Annotated in this window: 25 protein-coding genes, 1 tRNA gene and 1 pseudogene; 8 read left to right on the top strand and 19 right to left on the bottom strand. The window is 41.3% G+C overall.

All coding sequences use genetic code 11. The features are described 5' to 3' along the window. Nucleotides 1-169 precede the first annotated feature (169 nt). The 16 genes from Q0192_RS05135 to Q0192_RS05060 all read right to left on the bottom strand — a co-directional run bounded on the left by Q0192_RS05135 (nt 170) and on the right by Q0192_RS05060 (nt 17,322). On the bottom strand, nt 170-1,720 hold the full coding sequence (locus Q0192_RS05135; RefSeq protein ID WP_299287080.1) for a lipase maturation factor family protein: 1,551 nt from the start codon (nt 1,718-1,720) through the stop codon (nt 170-172). A 170-nt stretch (nt 1,721-1,890) separates the two neighbouring features. After that, the gene (locus tag Q0192_RS05130; RefSeq protein WP_299287077.1) at nt 1,891-3,102 is read right to left on the bottom strand and encodes a glycoside hydrolase family 88 protein; all 1,212 of its coding nucleotides are present in this window, start codon (nt 3,100-3,102) and stop codon (nt 1,891-1,893) included. 193 nt (nt 3,103-3,295) lie between these two features. Further along, nucleotides 3,296-3,375: transfer RNA gene (locus tag Q0192_RS05125), tRNA-Leu, on the bottom strand. Between the two features lie 9 nt (nt 3,376-3,384). Further along, on the bottom strand, nt 3,385-3,906 hold the full coding sequence (hscB, locus tag Q0192_RS05120; protein WP_299287074.1) for a Fe-S protein assembly co-chaperone HscB: 522 nt from the start codon (nt 3,904-3,906) through the stop codon (nt 3,385-3,387). Between the two features lie 12 nt (nt 3,907-3,918). Then, entirely contained in the window at nt 3,919-5,244 is a 1,326-nt protein-coding gene (rseP, locus tag Q0192_RS05115) for an RIP metalloprotease RseP (RefSeq protein ID WP_299287071.1), read from the bottom strand. Nucleotides 5,245-5,271: 27 nt separating this feature from the next. Next, nucleotides 5,272-6,432 (bottom strand): 1-deoxy-D-xylulose-5-phosphate reductoisomerase, encoded by a 1,161-nt coding sequence (locus Q0192_RS05110; RefSeq protein ID WP_299287068.1) that lies wholly within the window; start codon nt 6,430-6,432, stop codon nt 5,272-5,274. Between the two features lie 86 nt (nt 6,433-6,518). Continuing rightward, the gene (locus Q0192_RS05105; protein ID WP_299287065.1) at nt 6,519-8,021 is read right to left on the bottom strand and encodes a GH3 auxin-responsive promoter family protein; all 1,503 of its coding nucleotides are present in this window, start codon (nt 8,019-8,021) and stop codon (nt 6,519-6,521) included. Between the two features lie 4 nt (nt 8,022-8,025). After that, nucleotides 8,026-8,742 carry a hypothetical protein gene (locus Q0192_RS05100; protein WP_299287062.1) on the bottom strand — a complete coding sequence of 239 codons (717 nt, stop codon included), beginning with the start codon at nt 8,740-8,742 and terminating at the stop codon, nt 8,026-8,028. A gap of 5 nt (nt 8,743-8,747) precedes the next feature. Further along, nucleotides 8,748-9,716 carry a glycosyltransferase gene (locus tag Q0192_RS05095; protein WP_299287059.1) on the bottom strand — a complete coding sequence of 323 codons (969 nt, stop codon included), beginning with the start codon at nt 9,714-9,716 and terminating at the stop codon, nt 8,748-8,750. Between the two features lie 52 nt (nt 9,717-9,768). Continuing rightward, entirely contained in the window at nt 9,769-10,155 is a 387-nt protein-coding gene (locus tag Q0192_RS05090; protein WP_299287056.1) for a helix-turn-helix transcriptional regulator, read from the bottom strand. A gap of 495 nt (nt 10,156-10,650) precedes the next feature. Next, nucleotides 10,651-11,601 (bottom strand): glycosyltransferase family 2 protein, encoded by a 951-nt coding sequence (locus Q0192_RS05085; protein ID WP_299287135.1) that lies wholly within the window; start codon nt 11,599-11,601, stop codon nt 10,651-10,653. A gap of 54 nt (nt 11,602-11,655) precedes the next feature. Beyond that, on the bottom strand, nt 11,656-12,240 hold the full coding sequence (locus tag Q0192_RS05080; RefSeq protein WP_299287053.1) for a DUF4199 domain-containing protein: 585 nt from the start codon (nt 12,238-12,240) through the stop codon (nt 11,656-11,658). Nucleotides 12,241-12,256: 16 nt separating this feature from the next. Beyond that, complete coding sequence (locus Q0192_RS05075) at nt 12,257-12,925, bottom strand: hypothetical protein (RefSeq protein ID WP_299287050.1); 669 nt, start codon at nt 12,923-12,925, stop codon at nt 12,257-12,259. Then, the gene (locus Q0192_RS05070) at nt 12,918-14,183 is read right to left on the bottom strand and encodes a dihydroorotase (RefSeq protein WP_299287047.1); all 1,266 of its coding nucleotides are present in this window, start codon (nt 14,181-14,183) and stop codon (nt 12,918-12,920) included. Before Q0192_RS05070 ends, Q0192_RS05075 begins: the two co-directional genes overlap by 8 nt. 35 nt (nt 14,184-14,218) lie before the next feature. Next, on the bottom strand, nt 14,219-16,273 hold the full coding sequence (locus Q0192_RS05065; RefSeq protein ID WP_299287044.1) for a BatA domain-containing protein: 2,055 nt from the start codon (nt 16,271-16,273) through the stop codon (nt 14,219-14,221). 83 nt (nt 16,274-16,356) lie between these two features. Further along, a complete protein-coding gene (locus tag Q0192_RS05060; RefSeq protein ID WP_299287042.1) occupies nt 16,357-17,322 on the bottom strand; it encodes an acyltransferase family protein in 966 nt (321 codons plus the stop codon). 173 nt (nt 17,323-17,495) lie between these two features. Between Q0192_RS05060 and Q0192_RS05055 the strand changes: the two genes are divergently transcribed. The 4 genes from Q0192_RS05055 to Q0192_RS05040 are packed head-to-tail and all read left to right on the top strand — an operon-like array spanning nt 17,496 to nt 21,360. Further along, the gene (locus tag Q0192_RS05055; protein WP_299287039.1) at nt 17,496-18,266 is read left to right on the top strand and encodes an SDR family NAD(P)-dependent oxidoreductase; all 771 of its coding nucleotides are present in this window, start codon (nt 17,496-17,498) and stop codon (nt 18,264-18,266) included. Nucleotides 18,267-18,300: 34 nt separating this feature from the next. Continuing rightward, nucleotides 18,301-19,770, top strand: a complete 1,470-nt coding sequence (locus Q0192_RS05050; protein ID WP_299287036.1) for a M28 family peptidase — start codon at nt 18,301-18,303, stop codon at nt 19,768-19,770. 3 nt (nt 19,771-19,773) lie between these two features. Continuing rightward, the gene (locus Q0192_RS05045; protein WP_299287033.1) at nt 19,774-20,826 is read left to right on the top strand and encodes a spore photoproduct lyase family protein; all 1,053 of its coding nucleotides are present in this window, start codon (nt 19,774-19,776) and stop codon (nt 20,824-20,826) included. A 6-nt stretch (nt 20,827-20,832) separates the two neighbouring features. Next, on the top strand, nt 20,833-21,360 hold the full coding sequence (locus Q0192_RS05040; RefSeq protein WP_299287030.1) for a DinB family protein: 528 nt from the start codon (nt 20,833-20,835) through the stop codon (nt 21,358-21,360). Nucleotides 21,361-21,372: 12 nt separating this feature from the next. On the opposite strand, the gene Q0192_RS05035 is transcribed toward Q0192_RS05040, so the two are convergent. Further along, the gene (locus tag Q0192_RS05035) at nt 21,373-22,545 is read right to left on the bottom strand and encodes an acetamidase/formamidase family protein (protein WP_299287027.1); all 1,173 of its coding nucleotides are present in this window, start codon (nt 22,543-22,545) and stop codon (nt 21,373-21,375) included. 121 nt (nt 22,546-22,666) lie between these two features. Between Q0192_RS05035 and Q0192_RS05030 the strand changes: the two genes are divergently transcribed. The 4 genes from Q0192_RS05030 to Q0192_RS05015 all read left to right on the top strand — a co-directional run bounded on the left by Q0192_RS05030 (nt 22,667) and on the right by Q0192_RS05015 (nt 25,656). Next, nucleotides 22,667-23,251, top strand: coding sequence for a DUF4202 domain-containing protein (locus Q0192_RS05030; protein ID WP_299287024.1), 585 nt, complete (start codon nt 22,667-22,669; stop codon nt 23,249-23,251). A 95-nt stretch (nt 23,252-23,346) separates the two neighbouring features. After that, the gene (locus Q0192_RS05025) at nt 23,347-23,769 is read left to right on the top strand and encodes an OsmC family protein (RefSeq protein WP_299287021.1); all 423 of its coding nucleotides are present in this window, start codon (nt 23,347-23,349) and stop codon (nt 23,767-23,769) included. Nucleotides 23,770-23,890: 121 nt separating this feature from the next. Further along, on the top strand, nt 23,891-24,877 hold the full coding sequence (locus Q0192_RS05020; RefSeq protein ID WP_299287018.1) for an acyl transferase: 987 nt from the start codon (nt 23,891-23,893) through the stop codon (nt 24,875-24,877). Nucleotides 24,878-25,008: 131 nt separating this feature from the next. After that, nucleotides 25,009-25,656 (top strand): PH domain-containing protein, encoded by a 648-nt coding sequence (locus Q0192_RS05015; RefSeq protein ID WP_299287015.1) that lies wholly within the window; start codon nt 25,009-25,011, stop codon nt 25,654-25,656. A 3-nt stretch (nt 25,657-25,659) separates the two neighbouring features. Here Q0192_RS05015 and Q0192_RS05010 read toward each other — a convergent pair whose 3' ends face one another. Both Q0192_RS05010 and Q0192_RS05005 read right to left on the bottom strand, forming a co-directional pair. After that, nucleotides 25,660-25,947, bottom strand: a complete 288-nt coding sequence (locus Q0192_RS05010; protein ID WP_299287012.1) for a hypothetical protein — start codon at nt 25,945-25,947, stop codon at nt 25,660-25,662. 22 nt (nt 25,948-25,969) lie between these two features. Next, a pseudogene (locus Q0192_RS05005) lies at nt 25,970-26,358 on the bottom strand (tyrosine--tRNA ligase); the annotation flags it as partial.

Genomic DNA, 26,358 nt, shown 5'->3' with positions numbered 1-26,358 from the left:
AAAATTTTTAAATCTTTGCATAAAAATTAGTATTCATTATTATAAAGCAGAAACTGTGTTCGGATTTTTATGCGATAAAAGAAGTATATGGAACACAGGTTCTCAAATTTGGATGATGCTTGTTTCTAAATACATGCTTTTTCACATTTAAAAAGTAAAACTGCTCCACTCATCGAAGCCAGCCCGTACTTTTCAAAAATTCAATTAAACGGGGATCTTGGGCAGACATAGCCGGAAGCCACAAACCAAGCTGCTTTCGGTTCCAGTATAAACCTTGCGGGTTGCCGGGTTTGGCAAAAGTATATCGGTACAAAACAGCACGAACGTACCGCGGCGGCTTTTGCGGAAAAGGGTTTCCGGCAAACAAACTTATTGTACTCGGGTCGTTATGCAAAAGTTTCCAAACCAAGTTTAACGTCCAGGGATATTCGTTCGGCGACGCCATTGCTGCAAACCACATCTGCCAATCCAACCTCAACTGGTAAGGTGCAATTTGTGGCGGCCGCTGGTTAAGCAACACCGGTAAACCTTTGTATAAATATGGCTTCCAGTTGGCTTTGCCAGAAGTGTCTTCGTCCATCGTTCCTTCAAAAACCACGTTTAAGCGTTCCTGTCCTACCGTTCCAAATGCGCCATACGTGTTTACCAAATCAAGTGGGTCAAAAGAAGTATTCATCACCTGACCGGGAGAAAGGATGTTCAAAGCAGGCTGGATGCTCAAAACAGCGATAACAGCCGTTACCACCCAGGCTGTGGTTAGCATCGGTTTAGATTCTTCGGCACGGCCAGCAGCAGTTTGGGCTTTGCGTACCAATGCTTTTGGAAGGAGTTTAGACCAAAAACCATCATCCAAGCAAGCCAAAGCCGGAATGATGGTCAGCCAGTTTAAGAACGACAAGTTTCCGCTGAGGATAATGCTGAATTGAAATAAAATAATAACCACGCCTGCAATATGCCGCGCCAATCTTGGCCAAAATACAAACCAAGGCGCAATCAGTTCGGCCAGCCAATTGAACCAAACACCAATTTTCAGATTGGTATGCGGCAAGAAATGAAACCAGCGGCTTAACGGGCCGGGAATAGGCTGGGATTGAAAGTGGTAGTAAAGCGCCGTGCCGTTTCGCCAAACATCGTCTCCGCGGTATTTGATCATCCCGGCGCCCAGCATAATCCGGCAAATCAGCCATCGAAATAAAACGATAATGGCAAAAGGTGGCGCATATTTGGGAAACGGGCGCAGATCAAGCAGCGGGCAAAGAAAAATGGCGAGAAAACCGGTTTCCGTCAATTGGATTTCCCAGCCATAGCCATACCACTCCTGCCCAACGTGAACGAAGGACATATAGAGGAACCACAGCACAGCAAGCAGGATTGCATTAGCGTAACCCGCCGCCACAACACAGGAAAGCACAAACCCGATCCAGGCAACGGTTAAAAGGGCGGTATCAGAATGGCCAAACCAAAAAAACGATGGCAAACGTATAAAACCGGCCGTAGCAGAACCTAAGGCAGCATTGATTTGCTTTATGTAGATATCCACAGGAAGCAAACCGTGAGAACCAATCAAAGGAACAATTTGATTGATAGCCACCAAAAAAGCAATGGCGTAAATTAAGCCCAGCAGGCGCAAGATTACAAAACGGGTAAGCCAGTACGTTGGCGACGTAGTTTCTGTAGCAGAAGTTGGTTGGATGCTATCCGTTTCGTTCATTACTTCCATTGCAATTCCTTAATTAGGTACAATATTAATATCGGTCCTGAAAGTTTGGTTTGGAAAACCAATTTTAAAAATTGGAATATCCGTAGAAGTCAGTTTATTTTTTCTTATATCAAACTTATTAAATACCTAAAACACCAATGCTTCTTTTATGCCACAAAAATCAGTGTCGTTTATTGTTTGTTAATGTTCTGGTAACGCAGCATCGCTTCCGTAAAGTAATAATCGGCATAAGTTAACGAAACATCCACTTCTGATTTACCAGGCAGGTTACCAACGCTGTGTTCCAAAATAAAGCCGCCGTTTGTGCCGGGTTTTGCTTTATAGGCCGGAGACGATAACGTTTGAAGTATCGTTTGGGCGGTATTAAAATAAAGCTGGTTGTCTTTTTGATTGCTGTACCGGCACAACTCCAATAAGGCAGAAGCCATGATGGCAGCGGCAGAAGCATCGCGCAAAGCATCAGGAATGTTGGGCGCGTTAAAGTCCCAGTAAGGGATTTTGTCTTTTGGCAAATTTGGGTTTTGCAGGATAAAAGAAGCAATGTGCCGGGCTTGGTCGAGGTATTTTTTATCTTTTGTTTCCCGGTACATCACCGTAAAACCATATAAGCCCCAAGCTTGTCCGCGCGCCCAGGCAGATTCGTCTGCTGCGCCTTGTGCCGTTCTTTTTTGCTGGACAGCGCCTGTTTCCGGGTTGTAATTGATAACGTGGTACGAACTATAATCCGGCCGGAAATGGTTTTTCATGGTCGTATTGGCGTGGGAGACCGCAATTTTATAAAAGCTGGAATCGCCCGTTGCTTTTGTGGCCCAAAACAGCAGCTCGAGGTTCATCATGTTGTCAATAATAACCACGTAATCAGCAGGCTTGGAATCCCAGGATTTGATGCAGCCTACTTTTGGGCTGAACCTTGTGGAAAGCGACTTGGCACTATTGATCAGCGTTTCCTTGTATTTTTGTTGAGGCTCGATCTTCTCTGCATTGCCAAAACTGCAATACATCATAAAACCCAAATCATGTGTGTTTTTGTTGTATTGTTCTTTTTCCAGCAAGGCCAGCATCCGGTTTGCTTCGGTTTTTAAAATTTCGTCCTTGGTTTGGCGGTATAAATTAAACAAAGTTCCCGGATAAAAACCACTACACCACCATCCGGAATTACTGGTTTCCAGCTTTTCGGTATTTGGGTCATACGTTTTTGGAAACCGGTCGGGAGGCAAATCCTTCATCAATACTTTGTACTGGGCATCCGCATCTTTAAAATTTTTGCTGATGGTTTGCAACAACAATTTATCTTGCCTAAAAGAAGTATGCTGGGCAGCCGCAGCAAAGCAAAAAGCAATGCTGTAAACGATGGTTGTAAAAAAAGCCAATCTGTATTTCATGCTTTAAAAATAACATGATTAGCTGATATTGTTTTTATTTAATTTTTGTTGCTATTTCAATACTTCCCTTTTAATTTTTATTAAAAACAAAAATTAATCTAAAATTGCTAACCTTAGTTTTTGGGTTTTTAATAATTTGGAGGACATAAAAAAAACCGGACCGGCACTCAAATGAGAACCAGATCCGGTTGTGTACCCAGCGCCGGAGTCGAACCGGCACGGTTTCCCACAGGTGTTTGAGACCAGCGCGTCTACCAATTCCGCCAGCTGGGCATTGCTTTGTTAGCGGGTTGCAAATGTATTTAAACTCTCCTGAATTCGCAACAAATATTTTCGACGATAATAGATATTTAAGATTTTTTTTAACGCTACGTCTTGTTCGTCCTTGGATTTACTGCTGAAACCGCTTGTTTGCTGTGCTTCTTCGGCATCCAATTGTGCGGATGCTTCTTTTACCGATACTTTTATTGAATTGATCGTGGCTTCATCTTCCGCATCCATCACCTGTTCGTTCAGCTCCATCATTTCCATCAAAAAATCGGGTGCCAAAGGATATTTATCGCCTTCGGCCAGCAACTGGTGTTCGCGCAAAATATATTCCGTCCGTTTGGCCGGATCGGATAAAACCTGGTACGCTTTGTTGTTCAAGGTTGATAATTGCAAAACTTCTTCCTGCTTTTCTTCACTTTCCGAAGCGTAAAAATCAGGATGGTACTTTTTGCTCAACTCATAAAATTTCTTTTTGAGTTGTGCTGCATCCAATTCAAAAGATTCCGGCAAACCGTAAAATTCAAAGTAATTCATTTTTGGTTTGAATTATTTGTTGATGACGTGGCGCACAATATCGTTTCCGTAAACAAAAACCATCAAAGCAATTAGGATACAGAAACCAACAATTTGTGCCCTTTCCATAAACCTATCGCTTAACGGTTTGCCTTTAATCATCTCGATAATCAGGAACATTGCATGCCCGCCATCCAAAGCCGGAATTGGCAACATGTTCATCAAAGCCAAAGCCATGGATAACAAACCAACCAAACTCCAAAATTTCGCCGCATCAAAATGACTGCCAAACATGGTTGCCATCGTTACCGGGCCGGCAAAAGCACGGTTAGCTTTAATTTGTCCGGTTGCCACACGGCCAATCCCTTTTGCATTATCAGAAAAAGAACCCCAGGCTTTTGATGCACCAACTGGCAGCGAAGACAAGAAACTAAACTTCGCCTTTTCGATAACCGGTTCATCGCCTTTTGCCGCAAAACCAAGCGTTCCTTGCGCGTTAACCTGTGCATTTAAATTTACCAACTGGTTATTCCTTTTGACTTCTAATTGAATAGGCTTGTTTTTATTTTCCTTGATCAAATTTTGAAATTGGTCGAAGAAAACAATTGGATGTTGATTAATTGCTTTAATGCTGTCGCCTTTTTGCAAGCCTGCTTTTTGTGCATTACTACCTGCAACCACAGAATCAACCATAAATTTGGTACGCAACTGGATAAACTCGCCAATGCCGTAATCTGCAACTTCGTTATAAATATTTCCGGGAACATTCAAGTTAAGCACGCGGTTATCACGGTCAACTGTTAACTGAGAATTTCCTAACAAAACTTTCGAGCTGATCAATTCTTCAAAACGAACGATTTTTTTACCATTTACGGCCGTTATTTTGTCGCCGGGTTTCAAACCAATTTCGCGTCCAATAATTCCCGGAACGATACCATATTTTACGCTTTGGTTTGGGATATAGCTTTCGCCGTATTTGATCGTCAGCATCCAAAAGATAAAAATCCCCAAAACGATGTTGACGAACACGCCAGCTAACATCACAATTAAACGTTGCCAAGCAGGTTTAGACCGAAATTCCCAAGGTTGCGGCGGCCCGGCCATTTGGTCGGTATCCATGGATTCATCAATCATCCCGGCAATTTTTACATAGCCACCCAAAGGCAACCAGCCGATGCCATATTCTACACCTTTGTAATGGTATTTAAACAGGCTGATGTTCCAGGCATCAAAAAACAGGTAAAACTTTTCTACTTTGATACCAAAAGCACGGGCTGCAAAAAAGTGACCTGCTTCGTGCAAAATCACCAGGATTGAAAGGCCGGCAATCAACTGGCCAATCATAATTAAAACGTTCATATAAAATTTCTTTTGTTGATGCTGTTTTTATGCACCTTTTTTTGTTATTAATTGTTGCGCTAAAACCCTGGTTTCCAAATCAGTGTTCAGGTAATCTTCCAGTCCGGGTTGTTTGTGCAGCTTGATCCGTTGCGTACATTCTTCAATCAGATCGCTCATCCCTAAAAATGTTACTTGTTCTTTTAAAAATCCGGCCACGGCAATTTCGTTGGCGGCGTTAACAATGCAAGGCATGTTTCCGCCCGTATCCAAAGCTGCAAAAGCGAGGGCAAGGTTACGAAAAGTCTTCAAATCAGGCTGCTCAAAGGTAAGAAACGGAAAATCTGCAAAGCTGAAACGTTTAAAATTATTTTTTATTCTGTTAGGATAAGTGAGCGCATATTGGATCGGCAGCTTCATATCCGGCAAACCCATTTGTGCTTTTACCGAACTGTCTTTGAACTGAACCAGCGAATGGATAATGGATTGCGGATGCACAACCACATCAATTTGATCGGCTTCCAAATCAAACAGCCATTTTGCTTCAATTACTTCCAAACCTTTGTTCATCAGCGAAGCAGAATCAATCGTAATCTTTGCGCCCATCACCCAATTCGGATGTTTCAACGCTTCGTTTTTGGTTACTGCAGAAAGAAAAGCGGTATCTTTTCCACGAAACGGGCCACCGGAAGCCGTTAAAATAATTTTTTCTACCGATTGTGGCTCTTCTCCGGCCAAACACTGAAAAATGGCAGAATGCTCCGAATCAACCGGCAAAATCTTGACGTTGTGTTCTTTCGCCAATTTCATCACCAACTCTCCGGCAACCACCAGCGTTTCTTTGTTGGCCAACGCGATGTCTTTTCCGGCTTTGATAGCGGCAATAGTAGGCTGCAAACCGGCAAAACCAACCAAAGCGGTTAAAACCAAATCAATTTCGGGAGCAGTAACAATATCTGTCAAAGCCTGACTTCCAGCCAAAACCTGAACGGAAGTATGTGCCAATGCTTCTTTTACCACATAAAATAAGTTGTCCTGGCCAACCACTACGTATTCGGGCAAAAACTCCAAAGCCTGCATTACCAACAAATCAACGTTGGATTGCGCGGTAAGCAAACAGGCGCGAAAAAGTGTTGGGTTTTCGCGGATTACTTGCAAAGTTTGCGTACCAATGCTGCCGGTTGAACCTAAAATAGCAATACTTTTCAACAGTTTTGGTTTTTTTGGAATTGGATAATCGGAAAGGCAGCGTACTCTTTTGGCAATTTTAATAGGTTTTGATGAGCTGCAAAAATCTACATTAAAACATAACTTTCCAACCCTTTGGCAATTACACGATCATTTGACAAACGGGCGACTTTGTTTTGTCCGCCTAATTTGCCTTGTTGCCGCATATAATCAATAAAAGCGTTTCGTTTTAAAGTACAAATTTTAAGCGGTTGCAGGATGTTTCCTTCAATCAAATCAGCGTAATATATATTTTTTTGCTGCATTGCTGCATCTACTTTTTTGCTGAAAGAAGCTAAATTTTCGGGCGCTTTGCCAAATTCGATTAACCATTCGTGAAAAGGCAACTCTCCTACCGGCGGATTTACCTGCGGCGCAACTGTAAATTCAATAATTTCTACATTCTCTTTTTGTGCAACTTGCATCAGCGCTTGTTCCACTTCTTCGCCAATTACATGTTCGCCAAAAGCAGAAATAAAATGTTTGATACGGCCGGTAACCACAATTTTGTACGGGTTGATGGAATTAAATTTTACCGTATCGCCCAAACTGTAGCCCCACAAACCAGCGTTGGTATTTAAAATGATGGCGTAATTTTTATCCAGTTCCACTTCTTTTAGGCTGAGGCGAATTGGATTTTCATTAAAATAAGTTTCTGTTGGGATAAATTCGAAAAATATCCCGGCATCGGCCAGCAACAACAAATCGCTGCTTTTTTGCGAATCCTGATAAGCGATAAAGCCTTCGGAAGCAGGATAAGTTTCGATGGAATCAATCGCGAAACCAATACTTTCTTCGATTTTGGCGCGATAAGGCTGATAATTTACACCGCCGTAAACGAACAATTTGAAGTTTGGGAAAATGTCTTTGATCTTTTTACCGCCAGCTTTTTCGGATAAACGATCAAAATACATCTGGCACCAGGGCGGGATGCCGGAAATCAAAGTCATGTTTTCTTGAACGGTTTCTTCCACAATGGCATCAACTTTGGCTTCCCAATCTTCAATCCGGTTAACAGCATCGCTTGGCATCCGATTTTTTAACAGATAATCAGGAACGTGATGGGCCACAATTCCGGACAATCTTCCAACCGGAATCCCTGCTTTGGTTTGCAATTCCGGGCTTCCCTGCAAAAAGATCATTTTTCCATCGGTAAAAGAAGCATTGCCCGTTTCGTAAATATAATTGAGCAAAGCATTTCGCGCCGCACGAATATGTTCGGGCATCGAGTCTTTAGAAATCGGAATGTATTTTACCCCGGAAGTCGTGCCTGATGTTTTAGCCAGATAAGCAGGTTTTCCCGGCCAAAGTACGTTTTCTTCGCCGTGGATAACACGGTCAACATAAGGTTTTAGTTCTTCGTAATCTCGTATCGGGACCTGCTTTTTAAAGTCTTCGTAAGTTTTGATTTTTTCAAATTGATGGTCTTTTCCGAATGCTGTTTTTACACCTGTTTTTATCAGTTCCTGAAATATTTGTTCCTGAAATTGGATTGCATTTTTTCGCAGCTTGTTGATTTGGAAAGAAATTAAAAAAGCAAAAGGTTTGCTCAATACTGTTTTTATGCCCATAAAATCAGTGCGTTTCGGCTACATCGTCGTCCACATCCAAATTGCTGAAAACTAACTTGCGGTAAGTTACAATCAAAACCACATTTACAAATGGATAAAGCACCAAAACTGCTTTACCAACCACGAAAAAACCAATGGCAATAACCAGCACCATAATACCAAGCAAGCCCAGCAAATGGATCATGTGGGATTTGGTAAGCAACCTGCTTTGGCGCAAAGATTCTATCGGCCCGGAGTTGTCATCTACAATAAAACAAGCGCAAAACATATAGCGCAATGCAGCATATAAAATAAGCATAACTTCCAGGATTTGAACTATTTGTGTTACGTTTTCGGGATAATTCCGCAAGCCTTGTTCGATAACCAAATTAAGCGTTACGATAGCAAAAGCCAGGAAAAGACAAATGGCAATAAAGCTGAAAACCATTTTCATGGTTGGCACTAATTGCGAAAATTCAAATTCGTAATATTCGTTGTCAATTAGCGTAAAGATCAGTTTGTATAAACCCAGCGTGGCGTAAGTTTGGATGATCATCAGTATCAAAAAAACCAGGAATTGGGTAAAAGTATCGCTGCTGACATCCACAAAAGCATTAAAAAACTGCACAACGCCCAGCAAAACCGTAATGATGGCAGAATAAATTACGATGGTTAAAAAGTTTTTTTTGGTAACATTCCAGGCAGTTTTAAAAGTTTCTGCGATGGAAAATGGATGGTACATAGTGGTTAGGGATTGTTTATAATTATTCGCTTCCAGAAATCCTGCATGAAACCAAGGCCGTAAGCAGTTAGCTGGACAAAAGCGGCAAATATGCTCAAAAATGCAACTTTTGCTGATTTATTGCTAATCCAGGAATGAAAAAATATCAACAAAATAAACAAGGCCAGCAAAAAATTGCACAGTTCTGCAATTGGCCATTTAAATAAATTTGCAATCAAAGCGAAGATCAAACCCAACGTAAACAAGGTCGGAAAAAAGTGTACGGCTTTTAATCCCGAAGGAAAGAATTTATAAATGTTGATGCGCGCCCGGCCAAAAAAATGGATTTGTTTGTAGAACTGCAAAAAGCTGGTGCGGCGTTTATGGTAAACTTTGGCTTCGGGAATTAAGCCAGTTTTGAAACCCATTTTGTGGATGCGGATGCTGAGTTCGATATCTTCGCCCAAACGGGTAATGATAAAACCGCCTGTTTTTTCGTAAACTTCCCTTGATAAACCCATGTTAAAGCTGCGCGGATGGAAATCGCCGATGCGTTTTTCGCCGCCGCGGATTCCGCCTGTTGTAAACGGCGAAGTCATGGAATAACTGATTGCCTTTTGAATGGCTGTAAAAGAATCATGTGCAGCATCTGGGCCACCGTAAGCATCTAATTTTTGGTTGATGATTTCCAGGTTTACAATTTCTAAATAATCAGGCGGAATCAAACAATCAGAATCAAAAATGATAAAGTAATCGCCGTTGGCTCGGTCAAAACCATAGTTTCGGCTAAAACCTTGTCCGCTGTTTGGTTTAACGTAATATTTTAGGTTGAGGTGAGCTTTAAAATCTGTAATTACGGCTGCCGCGTCTTTTACCGATCCGTCTTCAATCACCAAAACCTCAAAGGCTTTGTAGGTTTGCAAAACTAAAGTTTCCAGCAGTTCGCGGATTTCTTGCGGACGATTGTAAAGCGGAATGATAATGGAAAAAAACATTACCGATTGAAAGTAGGCACTTTACAAAATACAATTGGTTGCATAATATTTATCATTCCAAAACAGGTTTTAAAATTGAAGAAGCTGATTTTTTAATTTGTACTTGCTTTTTTAATGGTGCTAAAATATCTTCTTTGCATTGTACTGATGCTGTTACTTCAAATTTTAAATTTAATGCCCTTTTAATTTTTGCCAAAGTCGAAAAGTTTAATGGTTTATCGCCTCTAAAAACTTGGGTTAGATAACTTGGAGAAGTATTAATTTTTTTTGCCAAATCTTTTCTACTGAAGCCGTTTTCTTTTGAAATACGCTCGATCTCAGATAAATAATTTGCCTGCAAAATCAAAGATTCGTGTTCAATCAGTTCTTCTTCGGTTTTTGAACTTTTTAATGACTGAAGCCTGTTTTTGATTTCTTCTTTGTTAATACTCGATTTCATATTCATACTTTTTTAAGGCATCAATTTTTGACTGAATAGCTTTATTTATACTATTTGATTTTTTAAGAAGAAATTTAGACATTACAATACAGAACATTTTACCATTGATCGTAACCTCATGACAATATATCCTTGCGTTAATACCGTTTGGAAAAAACCTCATGCAGGTAACGTTATCTTAATTTGTTCGTAATCATCATAATACATGAATTTTTGTTCCAGAATCCTGTCAGAAATATAGTCAAACTTTTTATAATATTTTGCACTTTCCAAAAAATCCGTTATCTCTTCTGCTTCTTCAAGATCAATCGCGATGTGTCTATTAAACCTTTCTGAAGACTTATAAATAATGCATTTTCTTTTCACAAAATTAAGCTATAGATTAATCAAAGTAAAATGAAATTTATGAATAATTTTTAAGGACAATTTATCGGGGAAAAGCTAAGAAAAGCCCATATCAGTTTTTAGGTGGTAAAAGAAGCATCAACAAATCTTTCAAATCGTTTGATCAATCTGATAATTATTTCTTTCCGGCGAATTACGCGAAATCATTTCCGCCACAAAACCCGTTAAAAACAGTTGAGAACCTAAAATAATAGCAGTTAAGGCAATGTAAAACAAGGTATTATCAGTTACATTTCGAAATTTAATATGGTTGGAAATATCATAAAGTTTTGATCCGATCAGCCAAAAAACAATCCCCAAACCGGTCAAAAAGCAAAGCGTGCCCAGCGTTCCGAAAAAGTGCATTCGCCTCTTGGAAAACTTTCCGACAAAAAAAATTGAAAGCAAATCTAAAAAACCATTGATAAACCGGCTGAAACCAAATTTGGTTACCCCGTATTTTCGCGGCCGGTGTTCTACCACCTGTTCCGTTATCTTTGTAAAACCTGCCCATTTTGCCAGCACTGGAATGTAACGGTGCATCTCGCCATAAACTTCGATGTTTTTAACCACTTCTTTGCGGTAAGCTTTCAGGCCGCAATTAAAATCGTGCAGGTTATGGATGCCCGACATGCTACGCGTTGCCGCGTTAAACAATTTGGTTGGGATAGTTTTGCTGATCGGATCGTAACGTTTTGCTTTCCAACCCGAAACCAGATCAAATTTTTCCTGCCTGATCTTGCGGTACAATTCCGGAATTTCCTCCGGCGAATCCTGCAAATCGGCATCCATCGTAATCACAACTTCGCCGCGCGTAGCTTCAAAACCAACGTTTAAGGCTGCTGATTTTCCGTAATTACGACGGAATCTAATGCCTCTGATGTAGGGATTTTGCTCGTACAAAGCTTTGATCACTTCCCAGGAACCGTCGTTGCTGCCGTCATCAACCAAAATAATTTCATACGTAAAACCGTTTGCTTTCATCACGCGCCTAATCCAATCCGTTAATTCAGGCAAAGATTCGGCTTCGTTGAACAAAGGCACTACGACTGAAATATCCATTTTTTGTACCGGATGAACGGCTTGAATTGCCATGCTTCTTTTATCGTATAAAAATTAGTGTGTTTTGTTGGAAGGCGCATATACCGGCGGGTCATTTTTAAACAAGGCGCCAAAAATCATCGAAGCCAGAAACAGCAGCACCACCACAATACCAAAACTTTGCACAAAACCCCAAACGCCCGAGTTTTGCCGATCGGTAAAATCTTTGCGCAAGCCTTTGGTTTCTTCCTGAATGTGTTGCAAACTAACGCCTTGCTGTTGCCGGATTGCTGCTTTTGTAGCTTCTATTTTATTTTCCAGGTTAAGGTCTGTTGCTGGTTCGATCACTTTTGAAAACAGCAGGAACCCGAAAAAAAAGATCAGGTAAGAAACTAAAAACATCACAAATATGCCCGAAGCCGCCTGCCGGAAATGCCAGTAGCCGCCTATTTTTTCGCGCAAATTAAGGCAAAGCAAAACGGCGGCGATAATGGGCAACACGTTGGTAAAAATGAGCGGACTAAAAGCCGTAACCCAAAGCGGCGTGCTTACTTTCACCATAACTAAGTACGAGGCAATGTGCAGCACGAGGATGAGAACGCCCAAAACTCCGCCGTAAATAGCACCTTGAATCCTGATTTGCCGGTTTAAATCCTGCATTTTTTTAAAACTGCTTCTAATTAAAATTAAGCATGATGGCCAGTACAGGCATGTCAAACTCCAGGTCTACCGCGTTTTCAGCACAAAGGTCTTTGGTTTCCTGCGAAGGGTTAGTATCATAAAAAAAGCACATCACCGGGTAAAAAAGCTCTTTTATTTCCTCGTCTTCCGGCAGTTTACGCGCCACGTTTCCAATTTCTTCGATGCCGCTGTCCATCAAAATCTGGTTGGCAATTATGGGTTCGTAAATGCGGTGCTCGTCCTGAAATTCGTCCTCATCCACCAGCAAAAACTCGGTCAGATAATCGTTCAATTCCGGGTCAATGTCCTCATCTTCACACTCGTTCAGGTACAACAAAACGTTTAGCATTTCGGTTCCGCGGTCTAGCGTTTGCTCTTCAATTTTTTCCCATTCCGGCGAATCCAAATAATCTTCGTCCAGCTTTTTTACATCGGCGCTAAAGAAATTTACCAGCAGCAGGTCGAAAAAAACTTCGCGTAAGTTTTCTAATTTCGGGTTTGAATTGAAGACCTCGTCAAGCGCTTTTACCTTTTGCAAAAACTTCAGTTCCGAATCAAAAACCGTCAATATCTCGCCTTTTATCGGTTCGATATTGTTCGGGTTTACCAGTTTAATGTACCTAAAAGCAGCATCAATGGCTTTTTTTATTTTGGGGTCAATCATGAATATCAGATTTATAAATTTGATTATTGTTGATGGTGAGCAGCACTTTTCCGGTCATTTCCTGCCCGATAAACGGCGAATTGTACGATTTTGAAAGGTTATTTTGGCGAGAATAATTCCAGTTTGTATTTGGATTAAGCAAAACTAAATTTGCCATTTCTCCTTCGGCGATGGATGCTTCTTTTATGCCTATAATTTTACGCGGGTTGACGGCCATTTTCTCCACAATCAATTCCAAACTTAAACCGGCTTTTACAGCCAGCGAAAAGGCAGTTTGCAAACCGATCATGCCAAATTCGGCCACTTCAAATTCCACTTCTTTAAACTCCACTTCGTGCGGCGTGTGTTGCGAAACGATGGCATCAATCGTTCCGTCGCGCAAACCTTGCAGCAATGCATTTACGTCTTCCTGCGTGCGCAAAGGCGGCTTCACTTTGTACAAACTGTCAAAACCCATCAAAGCATCGTCCGTTAAAACCAAATGATGTACGGCAACATCGCAGGTAACTTTTAAACCTTTTGCTTTGGCTTTTCGAATCTGTTCTACCGCTTGTGCCGTCGAAACCGTGGTAAAATGCAAACGCGAATTGGTGTATTCGGCCAGGTATAAATCGCGCGAAATCATCAGTTCTTCGGCCAGTGCCGGGATGCCTTTCATGCCCAGCAATGTGCTTACCATGCCTTCGTGCACTTTTGCTTTTCCGGCGATGGAAAGATCTTCGGGATAAGAAAAAACCAGTCCTTCAAAATTTTGGGCATACAACAAAGCGCGTTCCATCAAACCAGCATCCTGAACGGGAAGATTGCCATCGGTAAAAGCCAGCGCGCCGGAAGTATGCATGTCGTACAATTCGGCCAAATCCTTGCCTTGTGTTTTGTAGGAAATGGCGCCAAGCGGATAAACGCTGACCAGATTGCCGCGGGATTGGTTCAACAAATATTGTACTTCGGATTTGGAATGAACCGGCGGCTGCATGTTTGGCATCAAAGCTACGCCGGTAAAACCACCGGCTGATGCTGCCCGCGTGCCGCTTTGCATATCTTCTTTGGTTTCCAAACCCAAATCGCCAAAATTACAGTTCAAATCAAAAAAACCGGGCGAAAGGTAACAGCCTTTTGCAGCAATGGTTTCTGCATCAGCCTGAATATCAGCAGCAATCCGAACTATTTTTCCGTCTTCCACCAAAACATCTGTTACCTGTTTGTGATAAACAGAATTTGGATCAATGATCGTAACAGATTTAAAGAGCAAGTCCATTAAATTAATGCTTTTTTTAACAGCGTTTTTTCAACCTAAACTGCCATAGTTTGCTGCCGGTTTACTTTATAAAAACGGATCAGCAGCACTTCGGCAGCCAGAAAGAGCAGTGCCAAAATTAGGCAAAGTTTCCATAACTGCACGCCCGAATTTACTTCGGCCACCTGCTTTGTTAAAGATAGCTTTCCGGCTGGCAAATACGATACTGTTTTTATGGCAGAAAAATTGGTGTTCAGTTCCTGGTCGCTGAGGTAATTCAGGTCGGATTCCTGCCGGTTATCATTAAAAGCGATTTGCGCCAACACACTGTCTTTTCGCGTAAGCTGATAATCTCCGGTTTCGTGAATTTGATCGGCAACGTACAACACTGTGTTTCCATTGACCTGACGAACATCGGGAATCAATGAAATTTGTCCTTTTTGCAAATGCAAAGGTTGCTCGTCCATTTTGGCAATTGGTGCAATTTCCATCAATTCATTTTCGCCCAAGGTATAAAACAAAGGCTGGTTGTGGCCGCTCAGCAAAGCCATCCGAAACAAAAGCGGCACAAAAAGCGCGTGGCGCGGCAGGTTGCTAAAAGTTTCGTCCAGCGGGACGGCCGACAGATACACCTTGCCTTTGCCGCTGCTGTAAACGCTGAGAAAAGTAGTTCTGCCGGGCAGTTCGAGCAAATTATTTTTTAGATTACGTTGACCGGAACTCAACGCATAATATTTTTTAATTTGCGGCAAATCCGGGTTTTGCGGCATCTTCTCAAACACCTCTTTAAAAAGCGGGTGCTTTAAATTGATGGCAGTTACTTTCGTACTGTCGTTCAGCAACTTCTCCGGAAAATCGGCTTGTAAAGGCTGCAACAAGTTTTTGTACGAAGCCAGGTTTGCATCCGCAGCCGGAAAAACCACCAGCGTGCCGCCCTGTTTTACATAGTTTTGCAACTGCTGCGCCAGCCCGGCCGATACTTCTTTTACATCACTAAAATAGATGACCGGATAACGGTTCAGGCCGGAATAATTGACATTGCCAGCCGAAGAAAAATCGGCCTTAAAAAAAGCATCGGAAGCAAAAACAGCGCTGAGGTATTTGTTTGGAACCTGATCTGCAATTTGCAAAACCGGCAGTTGCTGCTGCACTTGGAACGTAAAGTAGAAATGGTTATCGAAAGTAACGGGGTTATCATTCAAACTCAGTTCGCCTTTTTGCCAGCCAGGCTTTAAGCCTGAAAATTGCAACGTATCTTGCCGCATACTTTTCGCATTCAAATCGTAACTGCCCAACGCTTTCGTTTGTCCGTTGATGAGCAATTTAACGGGAACTTTTTGCGCTTTTTCGTCGCCGTAATTATGCAATCGAACAACCAATTTTTCGGCAGCGTTAGGTTGATGCAAAGGCGAAAGCAGCCAAACGGAATCAACCGCAATGTTTGGCAGCGGATTGGCTTTAATCCTAACCAACGTAACTTTGGTTTTGTTATTTGCGGAGATACTGTTTTTAGCAAGGTTTTTTTGGAAATCAGAAATGAGGTAAACGGTTGGAACGGCATTATTTTCCGACTCGAACAAAGCTTTTTGCCGTTCTAAAACCTGTGTCAAGGTTTGGCTTTGCGGACTGATTTTCACTTCATCAACCGCCTGGTTAAACTCGTCGCGGTTTAAAAAACGTTGCTGTTTGCCTTCAAAATCCTGCGTAATTAATTGAAAACGGTCGTTCACAGAATAAGCCGAAGCAATTTCCTTGGCGCGGCGTTTGGCTTCGTCCAGCAAAGAGCCTTCGCGGTTTAGCGTTTGCATGGAGTAAGAATTATCCACAAAAATACTGACGGCCTGCTGTTTGCCCACATTTTGCTGATTGCCAACCGGCAAAAACGGACGTGCAAAAGCCAGCACCAAAAAAGTCAAGGCCAGCAAACGTGCGGCCAAAATCAAACGGTTTTTTAAGTTGCTGCGCGAGGATTGCTGCTTTTGCAAATCCTTTAAAAACTGCACATTGGAAAAATAAACTTTTTTGTACTGCCGAAAATTAAACAGGTGGATGATGACCGGAATGGCCAGCGCCAGCAAAGCAAACAGAAACCCGGGATAAAGAAATGCCATTGATTTTCAAAGATAAGGTTTTTGGGAATTGGTGGCTGCCCATGCTGCTTTTATCATCATTTTTTTACGAAACAGAATAGCTTCTATCTTCCACCCAAAAGGTATTGGTTTAAGCGTTTGTTTTGATTGATTAACTTGGACAATACAAGACAAACCGCAATAACTACAATTGTGACAAAAGGTGTGTAGATGAAATTGTAAAAAAACGGGTCATAATGCAATCCAAATAAGTACAAGTATGGATTTAAAAAAGAACTGATAAAATAAACGCCCAAAGTGTTTCGGCCTAAAACTTCAAATAATTTAAAATCAGGCAACATTTTAACAACAAAAATGAAAACAATGATGCCTGTAAAACCAGCCAGGTATCGGTAGCAATCATCATAAATGCCTTGTATATCAGTTAATTTAGTTGCCATTAAAGTTGTATAAATGTAATATTCATCCTTCCAAAAATACATAGCAGCAGTAAATATAATTAAAGCAGACAACGAGATAATGGTGTTGGTTTTTAATACAAACTTGTGAACCAAATATCCTGCAAAAAAATACGGAAGCATAAACTTTGTAAAGTAAAATACCAGCCCGTTTGGAAGCAAAAGAACCAAGAAGAAAACTAAAAAACAAGCAATTAAACTGTCTTTAAAAAATTTATTAATGATGATTGTTAGGATTGAACTGATCAGCAAAGACCAAATAAACCAAAAGAAAGATGGCAAATTATAGATGTAGTTTTTGATCCATTGTATGATGGTGTGTGAAACTTGCCAGCGAAATACAACCAAAAAGAAAAGCGACCAAATTAAAAACGGAATCAAAAGTTGTTTGATTCTACTGCTGATTAAATCGTTAAAACTTCTGCGGTTTACACTTTGATAATACAAATAGCCGCTAACAGCCATAAAAAAAGGCATGTGGAAAGCGTAGATCAATTGAAATAGCTTGGTGTTTAATATATTATACTTAGCGCAAAATTGCAAGCAATGGCCATATACAACCAATATAATTGCCATGCCTTTTAATTTGTCGATAAACAGGTTTCTGATCATTTATAAATAGTTCAAACAGAAAAACGTATTGTACCAATGATACAAAATAAAGGTTCTATTTTATGCTGAAAATGCTTTTAAAACTAAAACATCAGAAACCGCAGGAATTACAAAACAATCCCCGCCTTAAATTTATTTCTTTAGCATAAAATTTACTCGATAAAAGAAGCATTATGCAGATTTCGAACAATACCATTTTAATTACCGGCGGTACCTCAGGCATTGGTTTGGCTTTTGCCAAACAATTTATGGCGGCAGGCAGCAAAGTGATTATTTGCGGCCGCCGCAAAGAACGTTTAAAAGCTCTTAACGAAAAATATCCAGACTTGATTACCCGCGCCGCTGATGTTTCCATTGCTTTAGACCGTGAAGAATTGGCAGCGTGGGTTTTGGAAAACTATCCGGAAGTGAATATTTTAATGAACAATGCTGGTGTTCAATTGGTAACAAACATGGCCAAACCTGTTGATTTAGATCAAATTCACTTAGAAATCGAAACAAATTTAGTGGCGCCTATCCATTTAACTTCTTTGTTTGCACAGCATTTGGCCACTAAAACTGATGCTGCCGTTATCAATATTTCATCCGGTTTGGCTTTTGCGCCGATTGCTTTTATACCGGTTTATTGCGCTACCAAAGCCGCTGTGCATTCGCTTACGCTGTCGCTTCGGCACCAGCTTAAAAATACTTCGGTTAGGGTTTTCGAAATTATCCCGCCTTCGGTAGATACCGAATTGGGGCACGACCGGCGCGAAGATAAAACTCAGTCGCACGGCGGTTTGCCGATTGCTGATTTTATTACTGAAGCGATGGAAGCGCTCAAAAACGATATTTACGAAGCACCAATCGGGCAATCCAAAGGTTTGCGCGAAAAACGCGAATTGCTTTTTGAAGTGATGAACAATCCTATTCCCGAAACTTTGCCTGTAAACCACGAACAATAAAATCAAGATTAAGCTGTAATTAATTCATCCAATCATGAAAAAAATATTTACCATACTTCTTTTAGCAGGCATTTTTAAGCAAAGTTTTGCACAATCTTCCAAACCGGCTTCAACTGCAAACCCTCCTGCTTTAACATTGATAAAAGAAGCAGACATCAAAAAAGACATTTTTGAACTGGCCGGAGATGCTTTCCGTGGAAGGCGTGCCGGAACTTTGGATGAAATGCGTTCTGCCGTTTGGGTAGCGCAAAAAGCCATGGAAGCCGGGTTGAAACCTGCCGGAGACGACGGCACGTACTTTCAGTTTTACAATATCAAAAGAACGATTACCGGCGGCAACGGCACGTTTTCCATCAACAATAAAAATCTGCAATTGTGGAAACAGGTTTGGCCAACGCAACCCGTAGAAACCCATTTAAATGGCGCAGTAATGTGGTTAAATTCGATGGCAGACACGACCAAAGATTTAACCGGAAAAATTGTGGCGGTAAAAATAGTGGCGCCTGCGCCGCTGCCCGTTTCGTGGATGAGTTTATGGGGATTGCGTTACACTTCCCTCGCTGTGCGCCAGCAAACTTTGGCTTTGCGCCGCAAAGGTGTAGCAGCCATTATTTTGGTTGCCGATCAGCAAACGGAAGCCTCGTTGGGTTTTGTGGGACATAATTACCAGGAAGGTTTGTACCAATTGGAAGGAACGCCGGCTTCAAACGTAAAACCAATTCCGGTGATTGTTACGCTGGGTTCTTTTGCCAATGATTTCCAACAGGCAAACGCAACGGCTAAAGCGGATTTCCGGGTGGAAGTTTCCATGTATCCATCCGCAAATGTGGTGGCAAAAGCAGCAGGAACAGATGCTGATTTGAAGAACGAATACGTATTGTTTAGCGGCCACCACGACCACGATGGTGTTGGCGTTCCGGTTGACCGCGATTCGATTTGGAACGGTGCCGATGACAATGCTTCGGTAACGGTTGGCATGCTGGCTATTGCCCGCGCTTGGTCGGCAAAACCGGGAAAACGTTCGGCTTTGTTTGTTTGGCACGGCGCAGAAGAACGGGGTTTGCTGGGTTCGCGCTGGTATGCCGCACATCCAACCGTAAAAAAAGAAGACATTGTAGCGGTTTTAAACGGCGATATGATTGGCCGGAATGCACCAGATTCTGCAGCTTTGCTCGGCACAACTTCACACAAAAACTCAACGCAACTGGTAGATATGGCGATGAAAGCCAACCAGCAACAAACGCATTTCAAGGTAGATTTTTCTTGGGACGATGCCAAACATCCCGAAAACTGGTATTTCCGCAGCGACCATTTGCCTTACGCACAGGCTGGCATTCCGGCTATCTTTTTTACCACTTTGTTGCATGCCGATTATCATACGCCAAAAGATGAACCTTCTCGCATTGATATTGCTAAATTAACTAAAATGGCTAAGTGGATGTACGCAACCGGATGGCTGGTTTCGCAAACGCCGCAAAAACCAATGTTAGAAAAAACACCGTAGATTATGCCAGAATTCAATCCCAAACAAATATTATACACTCCGGATGCGTTGAACGATTGCGCCAAAGATTTGGCCGGCCAATTTCCTAATGCAACGATGCAGGAAGTGCAGCAGCACAACAAGCTGCCCGATATGGGCTTGAAACATTACAAAGCCAAATCGGATTTGCTGGTTTTGGGGAAATTGAAAACCAAGACGATCCGGGAAAGCGGACGAAGTTCTGATTTTATTGCGCCAAGTTTGGCCAACGGTTGCTACGGCGGCTGCGCGTATTGTTATGTTGACCGGCATAAAGAAATCAACCCAATCACGATTTTTACCAATGTGGACGAGATAGTAGCTGCTGTTGACCACCACGCGATGAAACAGCCTTGGCCAAAAATTCCGAACCAAACTGATCCGGTTTTTTATACTTATGATGTTGGTTGCAATTCCGATCTTTCTGTGGATTACGCCATTTTTAAGGGCATAAAAGAAGTATTAACTTTTTACAAAGACCATCCACGCGCCAAAGCTACTTTTGCCACCAAGTTTGTAAACCGAGATTTGCTGGAGCTTAATCCGGAGAAAAAAGTGAGGATTCGCTTAAGTTTGATGCCAGCCGAAATAAGCAAACTGGTGGATGTACGGACAGACAGTATGGAAAAAAGATTGTTATCAATTAATGATTTTTACGATGCCGGATATGATGTGCACGTTAATTTTTCACCGGTTATTGTTTACAGTAAAATAGGAAATACAAAGCGCGACTGGCGCGATGATTACCGGGAACTTTTCAGGCAGTTAAACGAAGCCGTGCGCGATGATGTAAAAGCACAAATGCAATGCGAAGTGATTTTTTTAACGCACAACGAAGCGCAGCATATTACCAATCTCGGCATCAACCCAAAAGCCGAAGATTTATTGTGGATGCCGGATTTTCAGGAAACCAAACAAAGTATGTTTGGCGGCATTAACATTCGTTATAAAGTGCAAATGAAAAAAAGGATGATTGATACGTTCATCAATATTTTAACGGAAGAAATTCCGTGGTGCGGCATTCGTTATATTTTTTGATTAGTGATGTCAGAAAATCAACAACCTGAAGTTTGGCTTCGCGGTCCGTTACCCGAATTTCCAGTTTTGCTTCAACCCATCGCTTTTGCATTACTGCAAGCGCAGGAAGATGTGAACAAAATAATGTTGGGTTTCCCGGATGATTTACTTTACGAACGTCCAGGCGGTACAGCTTCCCCGGCTTTTCATTTGCAACATTTAAGCGGTGTTTTAGACCGGATGTTTACTTATGCTGAAAATTTGCCGTTAAAAGAAGCACAGTTAAACTGGCTTCAATCAGAAGGAAAAATTCAGGAAAAACCTTTTTGGGTTGAGGAATTAGTTGCAAATTTCAACCAGCAAATTGAAACTTCCCTACAAAAGCTACAAAAAATTAATGCAGAAACTTTAACCGAACCAAGAGGCGTTGGCCGGAAGCAATTGCCTTCCACCGTTTTTGGTTTACTTTTCCATGCTGCTGAGCATACGCAGCGGCATGTTGGGCAGTTGTTGGTTACGGTTAAAGTTTTGACAACACAAAAAAAAGACCGATAAAAGAAGCATCCATTAACTATTCCAAAACGCAAACTTTTTATTCGTAAAAATAGCTTTCGGTATCATTGCGTTTACGCCAACTGTTTGATCAACCACTTGCGTTACTTCAAAATCAACAGCCGTACTTGCAATGGATAAAGCTTCGTTAAAAGTAAAACCGAGATCATCTTTGATAAAATTACAAGCTGCCAAAGTTGCGTTTTTCATCGCCTGGCGCAGATCTTTATCCAAACCAATGGCGATAAAATGGGTAGGCGTTTCGGCACGCGGCTCTGTAATTTTTTTGTTTTTATGGATCACAAATTTCGCTACCAAAGTCAATGATGCTTCTATCGCCACGCCGCTTACTTCGCCGGTCCCTTGCGCCGTGTGGCAGTCGCCGGTGGTAAATAATCCTCCTGAAACGGAAACCGGCAAAAACAAAGACGTGCCTTTTACCAAATGTTTCAAATCTAAATTTCCGCCATAAAAATCAGGCGGAATAGAACTTTTCCGGCCTAATTCTGCCGGAGGCGAAAGTGCCATCACGCCAAAAAATGGTTTTAATGGGATTTCGATGCCTTCTTTAAACGATGCAAATTTCTTCTTTTTATCATAGCGGTAAACAAAAGCTTCGGGCGTTTTTACTTCATCCGGAATGGCACCGCCGCCCGGCCAAACGCTATTTACGCCATAATTACTGCGGATCAAAATATCTCGAATCTGCACTTCCAGCATATCGCCCGGTGCTGCGCCTTCAATAAAAACCGGCCCAGTTAAAATATGTCCACGTAAACCGGACGGTTCCGGTTTGATGGTTTTTAAAATCGTAATGATTTCCTGCGCGTGTTCATCAATCGGCAAGTTGTTTTTCTGGTAAAATTCTTCCGGGTTTTTCTTGCTGATGCCAACCGTATTGATGGTTTCAATCGCCACAATTTGTCCGGATTTTACCGTTGCTACCGGTTTTACATCCGCCCCGTAAAAACCGTTCACCATATTTTCCGGAATCGTTCTGATCGTAACATCCGGCTTCAAACCCGCATTTTCTGCCGATGCTTCTTTTATCGGCATAAAATCATTGACAACGGCTGCACTTGCGGTTAAACTTCCGGCTGTTAAAGCGGCAATTCCACCTAAACCTGTTTTTTTGATGAAATTTCTGCGCGAATTTTCCTGGTTTGGTTTGGGTAAGTTTTTATTCATGTTATTTTTGTTGAAAGCAATATGTTTTTCTAAAATTAAACAAATAAAGCTGGCAGAAAAGTATTTTATCTGATACAAAACTCAGCTTCGCTCCTATTTTTAAATCTTGTATCTTTAAAACATGTCTGCAACACAGTTAAAAGAAGCCTTTGCCCGGTTTGACGCTTACAATGCAACCGACCCGAACCAGGAAATTTTTGAAGGAAAAACCTATCCAAAAGAAGTATTGTATGCCGAACGGATGACGAAAAAGCTAAACGATTACGAACCAAACGCACCGGAATACATGCAATTAGCCGTTCGTTGCCAGCACATTGGCCGTTGGGAAATTGCCCGAAATTCTTATCCGATGGACCGCGCCGGTTACTTGATGTGGCGCAGTCAGCTCAAATTGCACCATACCAAAATTGCCGAACCAATTTTGAAAGTTTGCGGTTACAATGCCGAAACGATTGAAAAAGTAAAAGCTTTGTTGCTTAAAAAACAACTCCACCAAAACCCCGACACGCAACTGATTGAAGATGTAATTTGCTTAGTTTTTGTGGAATTTTATCTGGACGATTTTGCCAAACAACACAGCGAAGAAAAGATGATTGACATCGTAAAGAAAACCCTGAAAAAGATTTCGCCACGCGGGATTGAGGAAGCGTTGAAAATCAACATGACTGAACAGGTGAAAGAACTGATTTTAAAAGCCGCCACTTGAGAATTATCATTTGAGTGTTGAATGCGGAAAATACATCAAACAAAGTTTCCTGCTTACTACTTTTATCAACATAAAATTTAAAAGTTTAAACACTTATGAAAAGAAATGCAACCGCCGTTTGGAACGGTACCGGAAAAGATGGAAAAGGATTGGTGAGCACGCAAAGCGGCGTGTTAAAAGACAGCCAGTACTCTTTCAAAACCCGTTTTGAAGATAGCATTGGCACCAACCCGGAAGAACTGATTGCTGCGGCACACGCTGGCTGTTTCTCCATGAAACTAAGTTTTAATATTTCTGCTGAGGGCATTACGCCGGAAGAAATCACTACCAAAGCAGCCGTAAACCTGAACCCGGAAAAAGGCGAAATTGACACCATCCATTTAGATGTAAAAGTAAAAGCAAACGGTTTATCTCAAGAAAAATTTGATGCTTTGGTTGCTGATGCAAAAGAAAATTGCCCCGTTTCTAAAGTTTTAAAAGGCGCTGAAATTACGATCAGTTCTGAATTAGTTTCTTAATTTTTCAATTTAATAATAACAAAAAGTGAGGTTGAACAAGCTTCACTTTTTTTATACTTTATTTTTGATCTTCCTGACTTTCGGACTTCCCGTCTTTCTAACTTCTAAACTATCTTTGCAGATGATCCTTCCGCAGCAAAACGCTATTTTTTCTATTGCAAACGAAGCAACTTTTTTAGAAAACGCTTTGCAGATTTTTCGTTTTCAGGCGAAGAATTGCGCGGTTTACAAAATGTATTTGTCGTGTTTAAAAGCTAATCCACAGGAAATAGAAACGCTGGAGGCGATACCTTTTTTACCGATCGAATTTTTTAAAACGCATTCTGTCGTCTCCAATAATCAAAATCCGGAGGTTATTTTTACAAGTTCTGGCACAACCGGAATTACCACGAGCCGGCATTTAGTAACCGATGTTTCCTGGTATCAAAAAAGTTTTAGAAAAGGTTTTGAAAGGTTTTATGGCGATATTAAAAACTACGCTTTTCTGGCTTTGCTGCCTTCGTATCTGGAGCGTTCCGGTTCTTCGCTAATTTATATGGTGGAAGATTTGATTGCGGGAACGGAAAATCCAAACAGCGGTTTTTATTTGTATAACGATGAAGAATTGTACCAAAAACTCATCCAATTACAGCAGCAAAAACAACCAACGGTTTTAATCGGCGTTACGTTTGCGCTGCTGGATTTTATCGAAAAACACCAGATCAATTTCCCCGAATTAATTCTAATGGAAACCGGCGGGATGAAAGGCCGGCGCAAAGAAATGATCCGCGAAGAACTGCACCAAACGCTTTGCCGTGGTTTTGGCGTCCCGGCCATTCATTCAGAATACGGCATGACGGAACTGCTTTCTCAAGCTTATTCTCTGGGCCAAGGTTTGTTTCGATGTGTTCCCTGGATGAAAGTTTTGATCCGAGATACCAATGATCCGTTTACGTTGCTCCCAAACGGAAAAACTGGCGGCATCAACGTCATTGACCTGGCCAATATCAATTCCTGCTCGTTTATTGCAACCCAGGATTTAGGCAAAATCCACGAAAACGGTGCTTTTGAAGTTTTAGGCCGGTTTGATTTTTCGGACATCCGCGGCTGCAACTTGTTGGTTGGCTGATGCTTCTTTTACCATGCAAAAATTGGTGTGTTTGTTCTGTCTTCCCAACTCTCTAAATCCTGCAATGCTTCTTTTACCATGCAAAAATTGGTGTGGTTTATGCTATTTTTGCCACACAAATTTCCTTTGAAATGATAGAACAGTTTCTGAAAGACCAGCAAGAACCGAAAGCGGTTGAAAAAGTTTATTCGCGTTTGAACGATTTGCTAAACAGCGGCGAAGAAATTATTTACATCGCCGTGCAAAAGAAACCGTTGGTCAATATCACGCCGGATTGTGTGGCCATCACCAATAAACGTATTTTCTTTTTTACGGCTGCCAACTTCGGCCTTTCAATCAAATTTATGGATTTTGTGTGGAAAGATGTGGTTGAAGTAAAAATTAAAGAAGAATTGCTGGGCGCAGTTTTTAGCATCAAAACTTTGAACGGTGCCGAAACCAGTGTTGATTTTTTGCCGAAAGTACAAGCGAGAAAATTATATCAATACGGACAGGAACGCGAGCAAGCCGAACGCGAAGAACGCCGCCAACGCGACTTGGAAGAAAAACGTGCAGCTTCAGGAACGATACATACTGATTTACCGCGATTTGCTTCAACCCAAAACCAGCCAGAACCAATTGCGGCACCAAAACCAGTTGAAACGCCAAAACCTGCGGAAGAAGTTAAGCCTGATGAATTAACAGCCAAACTAAAAAAGCTAAAAATGCTTTTTGATAACGGTTTGATTACGCAGGAAGAATACAACCAAAAAAAACTGGAGTTGTTGAGCGAGTTGTAGTGGTTAACGTTTTATAATTAATTCGGCAATAGCGATCATGGCAGCCAATTGACCAATCCAAAAAATGAACATCCATTTGATGATTTCTGATTTGTGATTGGCCATCTCTGTTCTCAATTCGCCCATTTCAAGCTTTAAATTATTGATGTCCTGCTTCGTTGCCAAAACATCTTTTTTCAAATCAAACTGCTTTTCAATTTTATTTTCAACATATTCAGCCAAAGTTTTGGCTTGTTCGTCGCCAACCTTTTCTCTTAATATTTGAAATAATTGAATTTCGGAAACTTCCATATTCAAATTTAAAAAAATACAATTACCCAGCAACCAGCAAAAAGTAATTCTTCTTCCCTTTTTGTACCACCAAATATTTTTGGTTGATCAAATTTTGTGTGGTAAAAACAGCATCAGGCAAAACTTTAACTTTATTAACCGCTACGCCTCCGCCGGCAATCATCTTTTTGGCTTCCCCTTTTGACGGGAAAACCTTTGCTTTTTCGGCCAATAAATCTACAACAGCAACGCCTTGTTCCAGTTCTGTTTTGTAGATGTTGAAATTGGGAACGCCTGCAAATAAAGCTTCTACTTCTGTATCGTTTAGTTCGTTCAAAAATTCTATGCGAATGGTTCCAGAAAGAAACTCAGAAGATTTAATTGCTTTTGCATATTCTGCTTCGCCATGAACACGAACGGTAATATCTTTTG

This window comes from uncultured Mucilaginibacter sp. (assembly GCF_937859865.1).
Lineage (GTDB): Bacteria > Bacteroidota > Bacteroidia > Sphingobacteriales > Sphingobacteriaceae > Mucilaginibacter_A.
This window is presented reverse-complemented; position numbering and strand designations above follow the sequence as displayed.